This is a genomic window from Moorena sp. SIO3B2 (assembly GCF_010692525.1).
GTDB classification, from domain to species: domain Bacteria; phylum Cyanobacteriota; class Cyanobacteriia; order Cyanobacteriales; family Coleofasciculaceae; genus Moorena; species Moorena producens.
Genome location: NZ_JAAHHE010000003.1, coordinates 46,607 through 62,924 on the forward strand (window position 1 = coordinate 46,607; position 16,318 = coordinate 62,924).

General features: G+C 44.7%; 13 protein-coding genes and 1 pseudogene. 6 read left to right on the forward strand and 8 right to left on the reverse strand.

Features of this window, described 5'->3' with window-relative positions:
• Nucleotides 1–1,372 (reverse strand): ATP-dependent DNA helicase (locus tag F6K38_RS01440; RefSeq protein ID WP_287355931.1); only part of this gene is annotated, 1,372 nt, incomplete at its 3' end.
• A 480-nt stretch (nucleotides 1,373–1,852) separates the two neighbouring features.
• Between F6K38_RS01440 and aroF the strand changes: the two genes are divergently transcribed.
• Entirely contained in the window at nucleotides 1,853–2,806 is a 954-nt protein-coding gene (gene aroF, locus F6K38_RS01445) for a 3-deoxy-7-phosphoheptulonate synthase (protein WP_071986924.1), read from the forward strand.
• Between the two features lie 192 nt (nucleotides 2,807–2,998).
• Here the strand turns inward: aroF and F6K38_RS01450 are convergent, their stop codons facing one another.
• Both F6K38_RS01450 and F6K38_RS01455 read right to left on the reverse strand, forming a co-directional pair.
• The gene (locus F6K38_RS01450) at nucleotides 2,999–5,029 is read right to left on the reverse strand and encodes an ABC transporter ATP-binding protein (RefSeq protein ID WP_287265431.1); all 2,031 of its coding nucleotides are present in this window, start codon (nucleotides 5,027–5,029) and stop codon (nucleotides 2,999–3,001) included.
• A 107-nt stretch (nucleotides 5,030–5,136) separates the two neighbouring features.
• Nucleotides 5,137–5,397, reverse strand: a complete 261-nt coding sequence (locus F6K38_RS01455; protein ID WP_071105323.1) for a hypothetical protein — start codon at nucleotides 5,395–5,397, stop codon at nucleotides 5,137–5,139.
• A gap of 222 nt (nucleotides 5,398–5,619) precedes the next feature.
• Here F6K38_RS01455 and F6K38_RS01460 point away from each other — a divergent pair, with 222 nt between their 5' ends.
• Both F6K38_RS01460 and F6K38_RS43975 read left to right on the forward strand, forming a co-directional pair.
• On the forward strand, nucleotides 5,620–7,059 hold the full coding sequence (locus F6K38_RS01460) for a NupC/NupG family nucleoside CNT transporter (RefSeq protein WP_287355933.1): 1,440 nt from the start codon (nucleotides 5,620–5,622) through the stop codon (nucleotides 7,057–7,059).
• Nucleotides 7,060–7,086: 27 nt separating this feature from the next.
• Nucleotides 7,087–7,404: pseudogene (locus tag F6K38_RS43975) on the forward strand (ThiF family adenylyltransferase); the annotation flags it as partial.
• Here F6K38_RS43975 and F6K38_RS01470 read toward each other — a convergent pair.
• The 4 genes from F6K38_RS01470 to F6K38_RS01485 form a co-directional block, all read right to left on the reverse strand.
• Nucleotides 7,358–7,510, reverse strand: coding sequence for a hypothetical protein (locus tag F6K38_RS01470; RefSeq protein ID WP_287355935.1), 153 nt, complete (start codon nucleotides 7,508–7,510; stop codon nucleotides 7,358–7,360). The pseudogene F6K38_RS43975 and the gene F6K38_RS01470 overlap by 47 nt on opposite strands.
• 102 nt (nucleotides 7,511–7,612) lie before the next feature.
• Nucleotides 7,613–9,172 (reverse strand): B12-binding domain-containing radical SAM protein, encoded by a 1,560-nt coding sequence (locus tag F6K38_RS01475; RefSeq protein ID WP_287355937.1) that lies wholly within the window; start codon nucleotides 9,170–9,172, stop codon nucleotides 7,613–7,615.
• Between the two features lie 479 nt (nucleotides 9,173–9,651).
• A complete protein-coding gene (locus F6K38_RS01480) occupies nucleotides 9,652–10,206 on the reverse strand; it encodes a hypothetical protein (RefSeq protein ID WP_287355938.1) in 555 nt (184 codons plus the stop codon).
• Nucleotides 10,207–10,551: 345 nt separating this feature from the next.
• Nucleotides 10,552–10,917, reverse strand: a complete 366-nt coding sequence (locus F6K38_RS01485; protein ID WP_287355940.1) for a hypothetical protein — start codon at nucleotides 10,915–10,917, stop codon at nucleotides 10,552–10,554.
• A gap of 671 nt (nucleotides 10,918–11,588) precedes the next feature.
• Between F6K38_RS01485 and F6K38_RS01490 the strand changes: the two genes are divergently transcribed.
• From F6K38_RS01490 to F6K38_RS01500, 3 genes are all read left to right on the forward strand, one after another.
• Nucleotides 11,589–13,082 (forward strand): FHA domain-containing protein, encoded by a 1,494-nt coding sequence (locus F6K38_RS01490; protein WP_287355942.1) that lies wholly within the window; start codon nucleotides 11,589–11,591, stop codon nucleotides 13,080–13,082.
• Nucleotides 13,083–13,347: 265 nt separating this feature from the next.
• Nucleotides 13,348–14,163, forward strand: coding sequence for an SDR family oxidoreductase (locus F6K38_RS01495; RefSeq protein ID WP_287355944.1), 816 nt, complete (start codon nucleotides 13,348–13,350; stop codon nucleotides 14,161–14,163).
• 87 nt (nucleotides 14,164–14,250) lie between these two features.
• Nucleotides 14,251–14,814 carry a helix-turn-helix domain-containing protein gene (locus tag F6K38_RS01500; protein WP_008177532.1) on the forward strand — a complete coding sequence of 188 codons (564 nt, stop codon included), beginning with the start codon at nucleotides 14,251–14,253 and terminating at the stop codon, nucleotides 14,812–14,814.
• A 25-nt stretch (nucleotides 14,815–14,839) separates the two neighbouring features.
• Here F6K38_RS01500 and gltX read toward each other — a convergent pair whose 3' ends face one another.
• Entirely contained in the window at nucleotides 14,840–16,288 is a 1,449-nt protein-coding gene (gene gltX / locus F6K38_RS01505) for a glutamate--tRNA ligase (RefSeq protein WP_287248041.1), read from the reverse strand.
• Nucleotides 16,289–16,318: the final 30 nt, after the last annotated feature.

Genomic DNA, 16,318 nt, shown 5'->3' on the forward strand with positions numbered 1-16,318 from the left:
GTTGCTGCTTGTAGTAAGCGACTCGACCAGCAACTAATGGATTTTCCAAAGAGGGAATTGGTAAGGTAGCAATCATCAACAGTTGGGGACGGGGGATTTGAGCTTGATAGGTATGCCAAAATTCCCAGCCACAAATCAAAATACTTCTGTGACTGAGACTGGTGGTTTCTACCTGCACCCGGGAACCAAATTCTGCTGCTAAGACTGCCCCTAGCTGGGCTTTGAGGGGGACATCTCCAACTAAAATAACTACTGGTCTGGTGATGTCAGTACTTAGGGTCAGTAGGGTGCCAATTTCTTGAGTCAGAGCGTTTTGAAATCGCTCTGTATTGGGCATGGGTAGACGATCGGGCAAATACAGTTGAATCTGTCGGTGAGGGGAAAACTTCAAACAGGTTAATTCGTCTAATCCGAGCTGCTGACGGTACACAGAGGCAGTTTTCTCTAAATCTAGAGCCCCACCGATTAGCACTACTGGCTGTCTCGACCAAATGGGATTTAAGGCTGTAGCGACTTCTACTGGTGCGCTATATAAGGAAAACTGACCTTGCGATCGCGCAACGGTTGCCCACATTAGCTGACCTGACTGCTGCCAGCAGTCCCAAAAATCTTTCCAGGGTTCCAGCAGATACAGAGATTGTGCTTCAGTGCTGAGGGAACTTAGTCGATCAAATAGCTGTTCCAAGCCATCTTGCTGATCTGCTTCAATCAGGTAGCACTCATAGGGGTTAGCAGGGCGCTGAAATAAGGCTTTGGTTAGCTTTACCCGCACATCCCGAATCACATCAGCCTGTTGTGGATGGGCTTGCATTAGTGCGTCCCAGTCTTGGGGCTGGATGCAGCCTTTAAGCTGGTTACTGGTCCAAGATTCTAGGTCATCCACACCATCAATCACAGTAGGGATGTGATTAGGAAACCAGCCCTTGTGCTTCAACCGGTCTGTTAGCCACGATTCTGGTGAGGTAATCAACAGTCCTTGGAACGGTTGATCGGGAAACCTATCACTGGTATGAATTACCTTATCGCTACCAAACCACTGTTGTAAAAGCGGAATTTCCTTTTGCAGCAACCATTCTTGTATCCATAAGGGTGCCACTACGATTACAGGTCCAGACCAAACCAGGGCTGGTGCCAGGTAACTCAGGCGATAGGAAGACTGTAGAGAGGTTTCCTGCAAGGGTTCTAAACCGGTCTGTATCAAAGCAGAACGCCCTAACCGCAAGGCTCGTGCCACTAGCCTCGCCATAGTCAATTGGTGAGGCCAATTGGGTTGACCCTGCGATCGCAAAAAATCCCGTAACGAGGAATGAACTTTGACTTCAATCAAACTAGCATTCAACGGCTTTGCCTCGTTAAACTGAGCAATGAGCACTAATACTGTGATCTTAAATCATGTGTTGGGCAAAAATCGTGAAAGACTAGACGACTATAAATGGGATTAGGCTGCATCGAAGCCAGGGGTAGTAGCTCAGAATTTTCCTGATTTCCCAGTAACTATTGACATGAGGCGATTACCCTTGCTAGGGTAGTACCAGTAAAAAGAAATTGCCAAACTTTTATAGCTAACGCCCCAAAAAGACATGTTCAGCCCCAGCTATTACTTTTATTTTTGGTTTAGGAAGGTTCACCGGAGGTGAGGATAGTTCCATATGGAACCCCCCGGTGGACCGCAGCAATATAATCTGCGGTCCTTTGTTTTTTTAGGTAAAGCAGCGACAAGAGCAAGACATGACCACCTACCTTTACAACATTTACGGCTTTTACTTTTTTTGGCCCAGAAATCGTTCCGGGTAGTTAGGTCGTGCCAACCTTTCACAGCAACCCGGTTCCTTGAAGGTTCCGGGTTTTTTTTATGTCCATATCTGTAACTAAATCTGTAACTAAGGAGTCCATAACCATGTTGAACGCTAAATTAGCATTAGCTACTAACCCCAATCACCAAACCATCGTTAGACTCTCAGAACAAGTTGTCTTCGGTGGTTCAGAACTGGTGATTATTGGTGGTCCATGTACCGTAGAAAGTCACGCCCAGATGGAAACAGTGGCTACTAAACTTAAAGCTGCCCCGGTACAAGCATTGCGGGGAGGTGCCTTCAAACCGCGCACCTCCCCGTACTCTTTCCAAGGGCTAGGACTAGCAGGACTAGAAATTTTGTCTGATATCGGCAGGCGTCACCAAATCCCAGTAGTGACGGAGGTGATGTCGATTGGGCAAATTGAATCTATTGCTAACCACGCTGATCTGCTTCAGGTAGGTAGTCGCAATATGCAAAACTTTGACTTACTCAAAGCCTTGGGTAAGCAAGACTTGCCGATACTGCTAAAGCGGGGACTAGCTGCTACTGTTGAGGAATTCGTCATGGCAGCGGAATATATCCTCAGTCACGGTAACTCTCAGGTGGTGTTGTGTGAACGAGGTATTCGCAGTTTCGATAACTATACCCGCAATATCTTAGATTTAGGAGCAGTAGTAGCACTCAAGCAGTTGACTCACTTACCGGTGATTGTAGACCCTTCCCATGCTGTGGGTAAGCGGGAATTAGTGGCACCTCTGGCAAAAGCTGCAGTGGCCGCTGGTGCAGATGGACTGATTATTGAATGTCATCCGGAACCAGAAAAATCTGTTTCTGATGCTAGACAGGCGCTTTCTATCGAAGCAATGGTGGATTTGGTTCATAGCTTAAAGCCGGTGGCAGCAGCAGTGGGACGACAGATTGTAGAACCTGTCACTCTTCCGGAGTTAGCGATTGACCTTGGCCAAAAGGCCACGCTACGCGAACGGTCACGCTACGCGAACGCATCTTAAGCAGAAACGAGAATTTTTATATATAGTGCTACTTGAGGTGGAATAGGGAACTTCGGACAAGGCAACAAGGAATGATTGAGCGTGGTCTTATAGCGCTCCATCGCTCTTTCCTACTGTTACCTGTTCCCTATTCCCTGTTCCCTATTCCCATCAATCCTAGTTTCACATTAAATGAAAATGCTAGATTAGCCATCAATCTCCTAGCATCTGCAATTTATATAAACTAGCGTATAATCCGTTTTGCTCTAACAATTCCTCATGGCTTCCCGACTCTACTAACTCTCCTCGCTTGAGTACCAGAATCCGGTCTACATTACGAATAGTGGACAGCCGGTGGGCAATAATAATTGCAGTCCGCTGTTCTAACAGCCGTTCCAACGCTTCTTGAATCAGAGCCTCGGTAGCCACATCTAAACTAGCTGTTGCCTCATCCAGCACCAAGATTTGGGGGTTACGAATTGCAGCACGAGCAAAGGCTAACAATTGTTTTTGGCCAGCAGACAGATTAGTTCCTCGCTCTCGCAGCTGGGTATCGTAGCTTTGGGGCAGTTTTTCGATAAAGCTAGCCACATTCGTCACCTCCGCTGAGGTTTTAATTGCCTCAATGGAGTAGGTTTCTCCTAAGGAAATATTACTCTTAACATCACCAGCAAAAAGAAATCCCTCCTGAAGGATGACCCCGATGTGGCGTCGTAGTTCTGCCTGGGGTAAATCCCGAATATCAATCCCATCTACGAGAATTCTCCCTTGGCTTGGTTCATAGAGGCGGCAGAGCAACCGAATAATGGAACTTTTACCCGCACCGGTCGGACCAACTAAAGCAACTTTTTCCCCTGGATGAATGGTAAAGTGCAAGTCTTTGAGAACATATTCATCTTCTTTGTAAGCAAACCAAACGTGTTCAAAGCAAATCTCTCCGTTTAGGGTTGTTCCCGTAGCGTGACCGTTGGTCAAAGGTTGTTCCCGTAGCGTGGCCTTTTGGCCAAGGTTAGACGGTTGTTCGGTATAACCATTGCCCAAGGATAAGTTAGAAGAGTGATGGGCTAGATCACCATTCAAGCTGCTTGGAGGCTTTATCGGTAAATCCCCAGATTGTTTCCGGTCTTGTTTCCCTCCCTCAAACTCTGGAGAACTTGCCACCTGCAACCGTCTGACCTGCAACCCTTCGGGGTCACGAATTTCAATGGTTTCATTCATAATGTCACTGATGCGCTCAATTGCAGTGAAACCAGCTTGGAGCATAGTGAATTTTTCTGAAAACCGACGCAAGGGGTCAAATAGCCGCTGAGCATAGAGGATAAAGGCAGACAAATCACCAAAACTCAGGTGATCTTTGAGGATAAAATGACCACCGCTCCACAACACTGCTGCGATCGCTACCAGGGAAATCCACTCTAGGGTTGCTGAAATCGCTGAATCGTGAAAGATGGTTTTGTCTACTTCAGTGACGTATTTTTGGTTAACCGTGCGAAACATCTCGGCATTGTATTGTTCACGGCGAAACAGTTGCACAATATTAATGCCAGAGATGTTTTCTTGCAGCATAGCGTTTAGGGAGGAAAGTTCTTCCCTAGATTTGTAGTTAGCTTTGCGATATTGTTTCTGGAAGTAAATAATGATAGTAGTCACTGGCAGGAGCATTAGCACTAAGATCGATGCCAGTTGCCATTGCACCAAAAACATGGTACTAGCAATGACTATCATGGATAGTAAATCACCCACGATGCCAATGGCACCGGTGGAAAAGACATCGCCTAGGGCTTCCACATCGCTAGTGAGCCTGGTAATCAATTTCCCTACTGGTGTGCGGTCAAAAAATCGCACCGCTAGGGAGGTGACGTGCTCAAATAGGTCTTCCCGGATAGCAGCAGTGATTCGTTGACCTATCTTCACCACCACGAATCCCTGAATCCCAACGAACACTAACCGGATTAGTATGGTTAATAGTAGTATAGAGATCAGAATATTGATGCTCTGTGAGAGAGAGCGCTCTAATAGGAAAGACCAAGTTCGATCTTCTTGACGAATTAAAGAGATTACCTGACCGACAATTAAGGGTTGAATGGCACTTGCTACGGACAGGGGTATCAATAAAGTAATTGCAATAAATAGCGGGCCTTTGCTGCGACGGGCGTAGGGGACTAGGCGTAGGAAAAGTCTCCAGTCGTTCTCTTGCGTTCGCATTTTTGGAGCTGCCTGTTTACCTGGTGATCTGCTGGTCATCTAACACTAAGGGTGTTAATTTGGTGAACAATATGGTAGCGCAAATAAAATTGAGAGTGCTTTTACTTAACCACGAAGACGCAAAGAACGGGAAGGACGATCGGGGGTTAAACGATAGGAGGATTCTCTCGATTGCTCAATTCTGAGGGTGGGCGATCGCTACTCCAAGCCCACCATACATAGCCACACTGACATTGATAAAACTCTTGCCACTTCCGGCGGTGGTCTTCACCCATCACTGGTGAGGACCGATTAATCCAAACCTTCTCAGCTTCTAGAACAGATGCTCGACAACTAGGACAGCAGAATTCCAAGGCATGGGTGGCTGATTTGGTCCACTGAGGCGGTAAGGGGGCAAAAGCATCCATATATATAGCAATCCTCTCGGGGTCTCGGGGGGTAATAGTTAGCAATAGTTACGTTAATTTGGGATTCTTGATTTCCCTGAGACTATTTTAGGGGTTGTACCATCTATAAATTCCCCTGAATCGGATATTGTTTTAGTTAGCTTGAGGCAGTACCTCTGCCATAGGATCTGGTCGTGCTAGTTCATGGCTGACGATATTGCCTAATTGAAAACACAAGGGCCCATGTCTCATCCGTTATATCTCAATCTTATTTCCTTCTGTGGTATTTTTGCCCTATGTTTCATTGCTTGGCTCAGTTCTGAGCATCGCCGCCTAATTCCTTGGAAAGTGATCATTTTCGGCATTGGTTTACAACTGGTGATGGGACTGTTAATATTCCTGTTTGCCCCCACCCGCCAATTCATCCTCGGCTTGAATGACGCTCTCAATGCTATCTTGGATGCTTCAGAAGCAGGAGCTAGGTTTATGCTCGGTGGTGGTAATTCTGCCTTTGTTCCTGATCCAGAATTGATGGTTGGTCCTGGTCCAGCGGGACGCTGGATTTACCGAGCAGTGGGAACTCCTTACGTTTCTGTCCCAGGGGATCGCCTCACTCCAGATAATCTGAATTTCGGCTTTATTTTTGCCTTCCGCTCCCTACCCCAGGTGGTTTTCTTTTCCGCCTTGATTGCTCTGTTGTATCGAATGGGTGTGATCCAGCCAGTGGTTCAGGTCTTTGCCAGACTATTCCGGGCAACTATGAGTATTAGTGGTGCTGAATCCCTATCAGGAGCAGCGAATATTTTTGTAGGGATTGAATCAGCGATCGCAGTCAAGCCATTCTTAGCCGATATGACCCGCAGCGAACTGTGTGCTATTCTTACATGCTGCTTTGGTTCGATTGCTTCAACAGTATTGGCTCTCTATAGCAGTTTGTTGCGACCGACTTTCCCCACCATTACTGGTCACTTGATGTCCGCTTCTATCCTAACTATTCCCGCCTGCTTCGTGATGGCGAAACTGATTGTGCCAGAAACCGATGTGCCCAAAACCTTAGGGAAGGTACCAACAGAGGAAGAAGACCCGAATCAGAAAAAACCTAGCCTCATCGATAGTTTAATTGTGGGAGCATCGGATGGAGTGAGGATGGCTGTGGGAATTGCCGCTGTAGTCATTGCCATCCTAGGCTTAGTCGCACTCGTCAATACTTTTTTTGCTTATTTGGCTAATTTGACTGCTAGTAACAATCCCCTACTACAGCTAATCGGTAATATCTTTAGTGTGATTACCTTAGATAATATCTTTGGGGTACTGTTTTTGCCCTTGACCTTTCTGACTGGTGTTTCCCTAAATTGGCAAGAACTGTGGCAAGCCTCTGTGCTGATCGGTCAACGGTTATTGCAAACCGAGATTCCTTCCTATCTTAAGTTAGCCCAGCTATCAGCCCAGGGATTAATTAGCGATCGCGCTATTTTGATTATCAGCTATGTCCTCTGTGGCTTTGCTCATATTGCCTCCTTTGGCATTTTTGTTGGTGGTTTAGCAAGTCTGGTTCCCGAACGTCGTGCTGACATTAGCGCCATTGGCTGGAAAGCTCTCTGGGCAGCAACTTTAGCTACATACATGACTGGCTGTATTGCTGGTGTGTTTGATTTCGGCAACCCAGCAATTTTGGGAAAATAGTCTCAAGTCAGCAAATGTGAAGTCTAATCTACTTTAGTCATTGACACCTTTGATAACAGTGTCGCTCGTCAAGCCGTAAAAGATTACTGTGATAGTTCCCAAACTCCTTGTCTTCATGTTGGGTTAGCAGAAGACTACAGTGAGATAATTTGGAATGAAAATTATCGAGTCCCTTCCCCAGTTAATGATGATGTTTGTGATTATCCATTAGCTCGGAATTTAGTGCTGATGACTACAGCAGTTGCTACTGAAGTCATCATTGAATTTATTAGCACAACCAAAAAACTCGACTTCACCTTCACCTTGAGAGATTTAAGTATAAAGCCCATAGATCGCAGTTCTTAATTGGGTGATTGACTTTCGTGCTAGGGAGTCGGGAGTCGGGAGTCGGGAGTCGGGAGTCGGGAGTCGGGAGTCGGGAGTCGGGAGCAGGGGGAGAGGGTTTTAGCACTGCATCGCTTAAAACCCTCTTTGCTATTGCCTATTGCCTATTGCCTATTGCCTATTGCCTATTGCCTATTGCCTTAAGTCCCCCAAACGTTGCTAATAATTCCTATATCTCTATTAATTTTTTATCCATCAACTTAGGATTAGTATCAACTAACTGTCTTTCAATTTCATCCCGGACAATTTGACGATATTCAAGAAAGTGTTCGTTGTGAGCGCATAGAGTAAGGTAATGTTCCCACACAGCTGGATTGTGCCTGAAAATACCAAATAAATGATGCCAGAATTTCCAGCGAGTACTGCGCTTAAACCCTTGACGCCAAATTACAGTCGCCAAAGCTTTCAAATCTACCAACTCTGGCATTTTGAATGGGGCTTTGCATTTAGGGGGGCCAAGCTTTAAGAAACATTTATAGGCACGGTCTATATAGCGTTCAGGTTCGTATAGCTTCCAGAATGCTTCGATATATTCTTGACTAATCTCTTCAATGGGACGAGTAGGAACAAAGTTCATTAAGGTGGTTTGATTGATATCTTTTTTAGTGTTATCTCGCAAACGCCCTTCTTTTTCTAAGCGATTCCATAGAGCAGTATTGGGTAACGCTTGTAACATACCAAACATGGCTGTAGGGATAGCAGCCTGTTCAACAAAACTAATAATCCGGGAACCTGCTCCTTGTTTCTCTCCATCAAAACCAATAATAAACCCTGCCATTGGTCGCAATCCCGCACGGATTATTTTATCTACATCATCCGTTAGAGAGCTGCGAGTGTTTTGGAATTTTTTGGTTAGTTTAAGGCTTTCTTCGTCCGGTGTTTCAATTCCTAAAAATACAGCATCAAAGTTAGACTCCACCATCAATTCCATCAATTCTGAATCCGCAGCTAGGTCTACAGATGCCTCAGTATTAAATCGAAAGGGATACTGATGCTCCTTCTGCCATACTTTTAGCTCTTTCAGAAGTAGCTTAACGTTACGCTTATTCCCAATAAAATTGTCATCCACCATAAAGATACCACGCCGCCAGCCTAATTCATACAGATAATCCAATTCCTTGAGAAGCTGGGCTGGTTCCTTTGTTCTCGGTTTGCGGCCATAGAGAACAATGATGTCACAGAACTCGCACTGAAAAGGACATCCGCGCGAAAACTGCACTGACATTGAATCATAGGCATCAAGCTCTAACAAATCATAGCGGGGAATCGGGGTTTGAGTGACATCGGGTTTTTCTGTAGTGCGAAAGGTTCCACTAGTTTCCCCTCGCTGTAAAGCTTCTACAAACATCGGTAGGGTGATTTCTCCTTCATCTAGGATTAGAAAATCCACCCCTGCCTTTTTTGCTTCTTCCGGTAAAGATGTAGGATAAGGTCCCCCAAATGCCACTAATTTACCACGTCGTTTGGCTTCTTTAATTTGGTTTAGGGCATCGGTTTTTTGGACAATCATCGCTGAGATTATCACCAGGTCTGCCCATTCAAATTCTGCTTCGGTTACGTCTCGGATATTACGGTCAACAAGTTTAAATTCCCACTCTTGAGGTAATAATGCAGCAACAGTAATTAGACCTAAGGGTGGCAATAAAACTTTGCGATTAACTAATTCAAGGATTTTGTCATAAGACCAAAACGTTTTCGGAAATAAGGGATACAGTAATAAAACTCGCATTTAGAGAAATCCTCACACACGTGGCCATATAGCCTATAGCGATCTTACATCCTAATTAAGATTGCGATCAGCTATCAGTATTGAGCTATCAGTATTCAGCTATTAGCTTATGGGTTAGGTCACAGCGTCGTTCGCACAGCGTGGCCTTTGGCCAAAGGCTGTGCTACGTACTTAATGCTTACTGGCCGAACGGGTGTCCAGTTCTATTTAGCTCCCAACTTGGCTAAAAAATTATCAGTAAACAATGACAGGTAATAATAAACTAATGCCTAGACTAATTTTAAGTAGACATCTCCAAAAATTAACCTCAAACCCTTGCACTGCCTGGGTCAAAACCGAGTTTCTGGAGATGTCTAGTCAATCAATCTAGTCTAGGGTTTTAATTACGGCTGCAATTATTCACTAAACCTTACACCCAGTGCAATGCTCGGGACTGAAACCCTTACTAGTTTAAAAGGCTGCTTGTTACTCCTTGAAGCTTAATCAGCTACTCTAGTCAGCCTGTCTAGAATTTGCATGATTGACAAATCCCGCAAGAAATTGTCTCTGCTGGTCATTTCAGAGCGGTTCGAGTCATAATAGCGGTTCGATTGATAATAGCTGTTCGAGTCATAGCCATTCTGGTCATAGCGGTTCCGGTTATAGCCATTCCGGTTATCGCGGTTGATGTATGTGAGGATGCGATCGCATCCTGTAGTGCCAACTATACTACAACCCTGGCTCAGTAAACGATCAGCTGAAGTAGTCCTACCCTTAGGGGTATACCAACGTGACCCGGATTGGGCAGTCTGACCGTTAGGATACTTCCATGAACCTGATGACCCGAATTTGGCAGTCTTTCCGTTGGGATACTTCAATTGTGACCCGAATTTAGCAGTCGTTCCGTTAGTATACTTCCATTTTGACCCCAATTTGGCAGTCGTTCCGTTGGGATACTTCCATTTTGACCCTGATTTGGCTGTTTCCCCATTTGGCCACTCTAACGAAGACCTCTGACCTTGCCTAGGACCGTTGCAGATAACTTGCTTTGACACTCCCCGTCCTGTAAGAACGGGGATTCTTACTTCAACGAGCCGACTTGCTCAGCCAGGTCGGAACCAGAAAGAGTAGAGGCCGATTCGACCTAAGCGTTCTGATCATAGATCTAGGTTTCGGTGTGCCCCACCGTACCTTCTTTTTTTTTATATAGATAGATAGGTACTTTTTTTATCTAAATTTTTCATAGACGTTCAAGTCGTTAGACGGAATCACGCAATCTGCACTCTTTTGCCGATTTTTTACGTTGTCTACTTATTGTTAGATAATATCTATCTAATCTTTTAGTTTATTGTTTATACTTTTATAGTAGCACACCTAGTACAAACTTTCAATACAAAGTCTTAAGAAAAAGCCGTCCTAGAAGGACGGGGCTTTAAACCCAAATCTTTTGGTAAACTTTCAATCGTACCCAAAAAGCTTCTTCCCTCTTCTGTCATGCTGGCTAGTTTTGCCATGGCGGTCAGGTCGAAGCAATCTTGAGAGGAATTTCGTGGTGACTGAATACTTGATGAACGTCGGTTACTATTTCCACAGTACTTATATTCTAGGGTAGCTAGATTATCGCTATCTAAGTTTTCGCTAATCGCCAAGCGACGCACAGTACGAATCTGGCCACATCGATTCGATTCAGCAGATACGTTATCGGTCCCTAAGCCAATAGTACATAGGGTCAGGAGTGATAATAACACTCGCATCGGATATTTCATATAGATGAATCTTCCTGAACACATCAATAGTGTCAACAGCTAGGATGATCAAATACCCTAGCTTCTGGCTGACTAGTACAGACGTTAGATGATATCAAAAGTTTCAGCGGCGAAATAATTTTGGTCGCGATTCTAAGGTATAGCAGTCGCCAGGGCAGTTAGGACATGACAAAAGTCTCACACCCTTTGTAAGCGCAAGAGTTTGACTTCTGACAAATGACTTCTGACTTCTGACTTCTGCTATAAGCATGCAGCCGTCAGAAAATGCTGTTGCATAAAAAATTACCAAAAGCCTGATAAGTATATAGCGATGTGTCCAAGAGGCGCGACCCAAGGGCAGTTTACCTGCCCATTGGAACGCGCGCCTTCACTGAACTTTTGCGAGAGGTCAAGGGTACTAAGTATGATGCTGGTATCCAGTGTTAATTCAATTGTTAGGTGCCCTTGACCTTGGCGAATTAAATTCGCCAAGGTCAAGGGCACCTGAAGTTAGCATAGATCATCCTCTCATAGTTCATTACCAGGACTTATGCCAAATTGAGTAACAAACGCAAACGCACTTATATAGTATGGTGTGTTATTAACGCACCCTAGCGGCAGAGTTTATGGGTAAGTCCTGAGTAATTGACACAATTGACCGATTATTGCGGTAATCTGGAGTGACACGAAACATGCTGAAAACTATACTTATCAACTCTCAAAGCAACGAGTTACAGGAAAAAACCCTGAAACGGAAAACTGGGATTCAAGGTGAGTATCTTATTGGTCGTCACCCGAGTTGTGATCTAGTTCTGGATAGTCCTGTAGTTAGTCGTGTACATGCCAGAATCCTATGCCAAGGGGGACAGTATTACTTTGCTGACCTCGGTAGCACCGATGGCTCTCGGATCAATAATGAGGACATGGATGTTAACCAGAACTGGCTCCTGAGGGAACAGGATATTATCCGCATCGGTGACTTTGTCCTGCTGGTCAAAGAACTACAGGAGTATGATTCTAACCAGGAACAGAACCTAGTGGTAGATGGCAATAGCACTGGGATGAAGCGGTGGACTAAGGGTAAGATTACTGTCCGCTGTGTGCAGATCATTGATCAGACCCATGATGTCAAGACCTTTCGCTTTGTGGCGGACCCGCCAATGTTGTTCAGCTATAAGCCAGGTCAGTTTGTCACTCTGGATTTGGAGATTGATGGCAAACCAGTCAAGCGTTCCTACTCTATCTCTTCGGCCCCCTCACGTCCTTATACTTTGGAAATTACTGTCAAGCGAGTGCCAGCACCAGCCGATGCTCCTGATGTACCTGCGGGTTTGGTGTCTAACTGGTTGCACGACAACATCAAAGTCGGGTCCGAGGTCAGATTAAATGGCCCAATGGGGAAATTTACCTGTGCTGACCATTCTGCTAATAAACTGCTGTTCATTTCAGCAGGTAGCGGGATTACTCCGATGATGTCCATGTCTGAGTGGCTTTGTGACATTGGGGCTGATGTGGATGTGGTTTTTGTCCACAGCGCTCGTAGCCCAAAAGATATCATCTTCCGTCAGAAATTAGAGTTGATGGCGGCTTTGCACCCCAACTTTAAGCCTGCTATTACCACCACTCGTCCAGAACTAGACCAAGCTTGGTGGGGTTATATCGGAAGACTTAATCAAGCCATGCTGGAAGAGATGGCTCCTGATTTTCGCGATCGCATTATTTATGTCTGTGGTCCGAATCCCTTTATGGCAGGGGTGAAAGCCATGCTAGCCGGTCTAGACTTCCCGATGGAGAACTACTATGAAGAGAGTTTTGGTGGCAAAAAGCCCTCAAAAAAGACAGCAGCAGCACCGACTCCTGAACCAGTCAAAGCAGAAGGTCGTCCTAAACTACAGTTAGTGAAATCACCATCAACCTGTTCAGAACCAACTGTAGTCTTTGCTAAGTCTGGGAAAGAAGTCACCTGTGATGCAGAGGATGTGATCCTAGATGTGGCGGAACAAGAAGGGGTGGCATTACCGAGCGGTTGCCGCATGGGAGCCTGTGGTGCTTGTAAGCAAAAGCTTCTAAAAGGGAAAGTAGAGTATGACGAGGAACCTGATGCTCTCAAAGAGGATGAACGGAACGAAGGGATGATTTTAACTTGTGTGGCTCATCCTGTAGGACAAGTAGTAGTTAGCGCGTGAGCTATAGCAGTTCTCAAGTGGGTGAGGTACTTTCCTCCTAGGGAGTCGGGAGTCGGGAGTACCTTATACATTATCTGTCTTTTACAACAGTCATCTTTTCGCTTTTTGTCACATAACGTGAATAATTTTTGATTGGCGCACGTTGCATGTAGTTTGGCGTAACTTGCTAGTGAAATTTCCCCCTTCGTTAGTATAGGATCAAACTGAATCGACATTCAAGCATGAATTGTCATAGTCAAATAACAAAAATTAGTTTGAATCCAAAATGAGTAAGACAATTTTAATTACAGGAGCAAGCAGCGGTATTGGAAAAGCAACTGCAAAATTGTTCCAGGAAAAAGGTTGGAACGTGGTTGCAACCATGAGAAGTCCAGAAAAGGAAACAGAACTAACCACCCTTGATAATGTATTGGTGACAAGACTAGATGTTTTAGACCAAAATTCAATTACAAAAGCCATTCAGCTAGGTATTGAAAAGTTCGCTAAAATTGATGTTTTGGTAAATAATGCTGGTTATGGTGCTTTTGGCCCTTTAGAAGCAACCCCCAGGGAAAAGATAAAAAGACAATTTGATGTTAATGTTATTGGGCTGTTAGATGTAACCAAAGCAATCCTACCCCATTTCAGACAAAATAAAGATGGTATATTAATTAATATTTCATCGATTGGTGGCAAAATGACCTTTCCATTATTTTCATTATATAACGGGACTAAATTTGCTGTTGAGGGGATTTCCGAAGGTCTGAGTTTTGAAATGGAAGCAATTGGCTGCAAAGTGAAAATTATTGAGCCAGGCATTATCAACACTGATTTTGCTGGCCGCTCCCTTGATATGAGCAACGATGAAAGCCTAACTGAGTATCAAGAATTAATTGGTAAGCTGTTCAATTCGATGGAATCTTTCCCTGATCAGGCTTCTGAGCCTATTGTTGTCGCTAACGTGATTTATGAAGCAGCGACAGACGGCACTGATAAATTGCGATATACTGCTGGCGAAGATGCCAGGATGATGGTTGCTAATCGAAAAGAATTGGATGATAAGACGTTTATCCAAGGTATTAAAGAGCAATTTGGCATCTAGTTCAAATAGAGGGTTTATCCTGAAGGGGCGACGAAACAACCTGAAATGCTTGGTATGTAAAGTTGCGTAGGGATTGAGGTGGGAACCATGATTAAAAATCAAAGACAGTATGACTACAGCCAAGAATTAGTTCGTCAATTTGAATCTGACTTATCTGTTTATGACGCTCAAGATGAAGAGCTCAAAAAAAATGATTGTTGGTGGAAGATTAAGCGCGATTCATTACAAAGTCATCTTAATGCTTTAAAAACCGAAGTTGCTGAAGACGAAACCCTCATCAACCATGACAATCGTACTCCAATTGTTCTGAAACTTGATGATATTAAAAATCTCCCAAAACTTCTGCTCAAAGCTCGTATAGCTGCTAATCTAAGCCAAAAACAACTGGCGGATATCGCTGGTTTAACCGAGGGAAAAATCATAGACTATGAAGCTAAAGACTACCAAACAGCGAGCCTTATAGATTTTTTGTTTGTCCTTGATGCCCTGGATATTAAGCTCCAAAAAGGTGAGTTTTTAGTTCCTCTAGATACTCTCAGAATAACCCCAATTACCGCAGAAGAATTGATGGGTAATACATCTAGTGAAACCTCTCAATCAATTGGGTGCAATAGACTTAAACAGGATCAGAAATGGGTTACCAATCGGTAACCCATCAGTTACCTATCAGTTGGGATCATGCAACCTGAAGCAATGACTCCTTCAAGCGAGTTTGGTCAAACCCTTGCTGATGAAGCAATACCCAGGATTCGATCAAATCAGGACCATTGACATCCCCAGTTAGTGCAGCACGAAGCGATCGCATAACCAATCCTTTCTTGACCTTTTGCGCTTTTGTGACTTGGTTAATAATCTGCTTAGCTTCCTCTGGACTCAGCTGTTGGTAATTACCCAGTTGCTCAAGAATAGCTTGCACCACCTCACTAGCACCAGCTTTTTTCAGCTGCTCTACGGCCTGCTCAGTGTACTCAACTGACTCAGTAAAGAACATCCGAGTCATCTCTACTGCTTCTGGCAAGCGAGTCAAACTTGGCCCAATCATAGCAGTCAACCGTTCCAGCCAAGGGCGATTTTCCACAGGATCACAGTTGTGCCCAGCACTTTCCCAGTAGGGAATCAACAAGTCCACTAACTCAGATGCACTGATCTGGTGGATATATTGACTATTAATCCAATCCAGCTTAGCCCAGTCAAACTTTGCCCCAGCTGGGTTAACCCGTTCAAAACCGAACTTTTGAGCGGCTTGAGCCAAGGTAAAGATTTCCTGAGTGGAATCAGGGGGAGACCATCCCAGCAATGTCATATAATTAACCATCGCCTCAGGGGTAAAGCCCATGGCTTTGAAGTCAAAAATAGAGGTTACACCATCGCGCTTGGATAGCTTCCGTCCCTCATGGTTAAGAATCAGAGGTGTATGGGAAAATTCTGGGACTACACTCCCTAGGGCTTCATAGAGCAAAATCTGTTTAGCAGTATTAGCAATATGGTCTTCACCGCGAATGACATGGGTAATCTGCATATCAATGTCATCCACCACCACAGCTAGGTTGTAGAGAGGCTGACCGATATCATTCTCTTGAGATGCCCTAGCAATCACCATATCACCCCCAAGGTCACTCCCTTTCCAGGTGACTTTACCTCGGACTAGATCATTCCAGACAATCTCCCGGTCATTATCAATCATAAAGCGGATCACCGGCTTGCGCCCTTCCGCCTCAAATGCTGCTTGTTGTTCTGGTGTCAGATTTCGATGGCGATTGTCATAGCGGGGGGCTTCTTTTCTTGCCTTTTGAGCTTCCCGCAGTTGTTCTAGTTCCTCAGCTGTGGTGTAGCAGCGATAAGCCAATCCCTGGTCTAAGAGTTGTTGAATAGCAGCACTATAAAGGTCAAGACGTTGGGATTGGAAAAATGGTCCTTCGTCCCACTCCAGTCCCAGCCAACTTAAACCATCGAGGATATTTTGGGTATATTCCTCTCGCGATCGCGTTTGGTCGGTGTCTTCAATGCGCAGAATAAACTTACCGCTGTGGCGACGGGCAAATAGCCAGTTAAATACAGCGGTTCTAGCGGTACCAATGTGTAAATTTCCGGTTGGACTTGGGGCAATACGGACTCTAACTGTCACAGCTGATTGCTAAGAACCTAATTACTATAG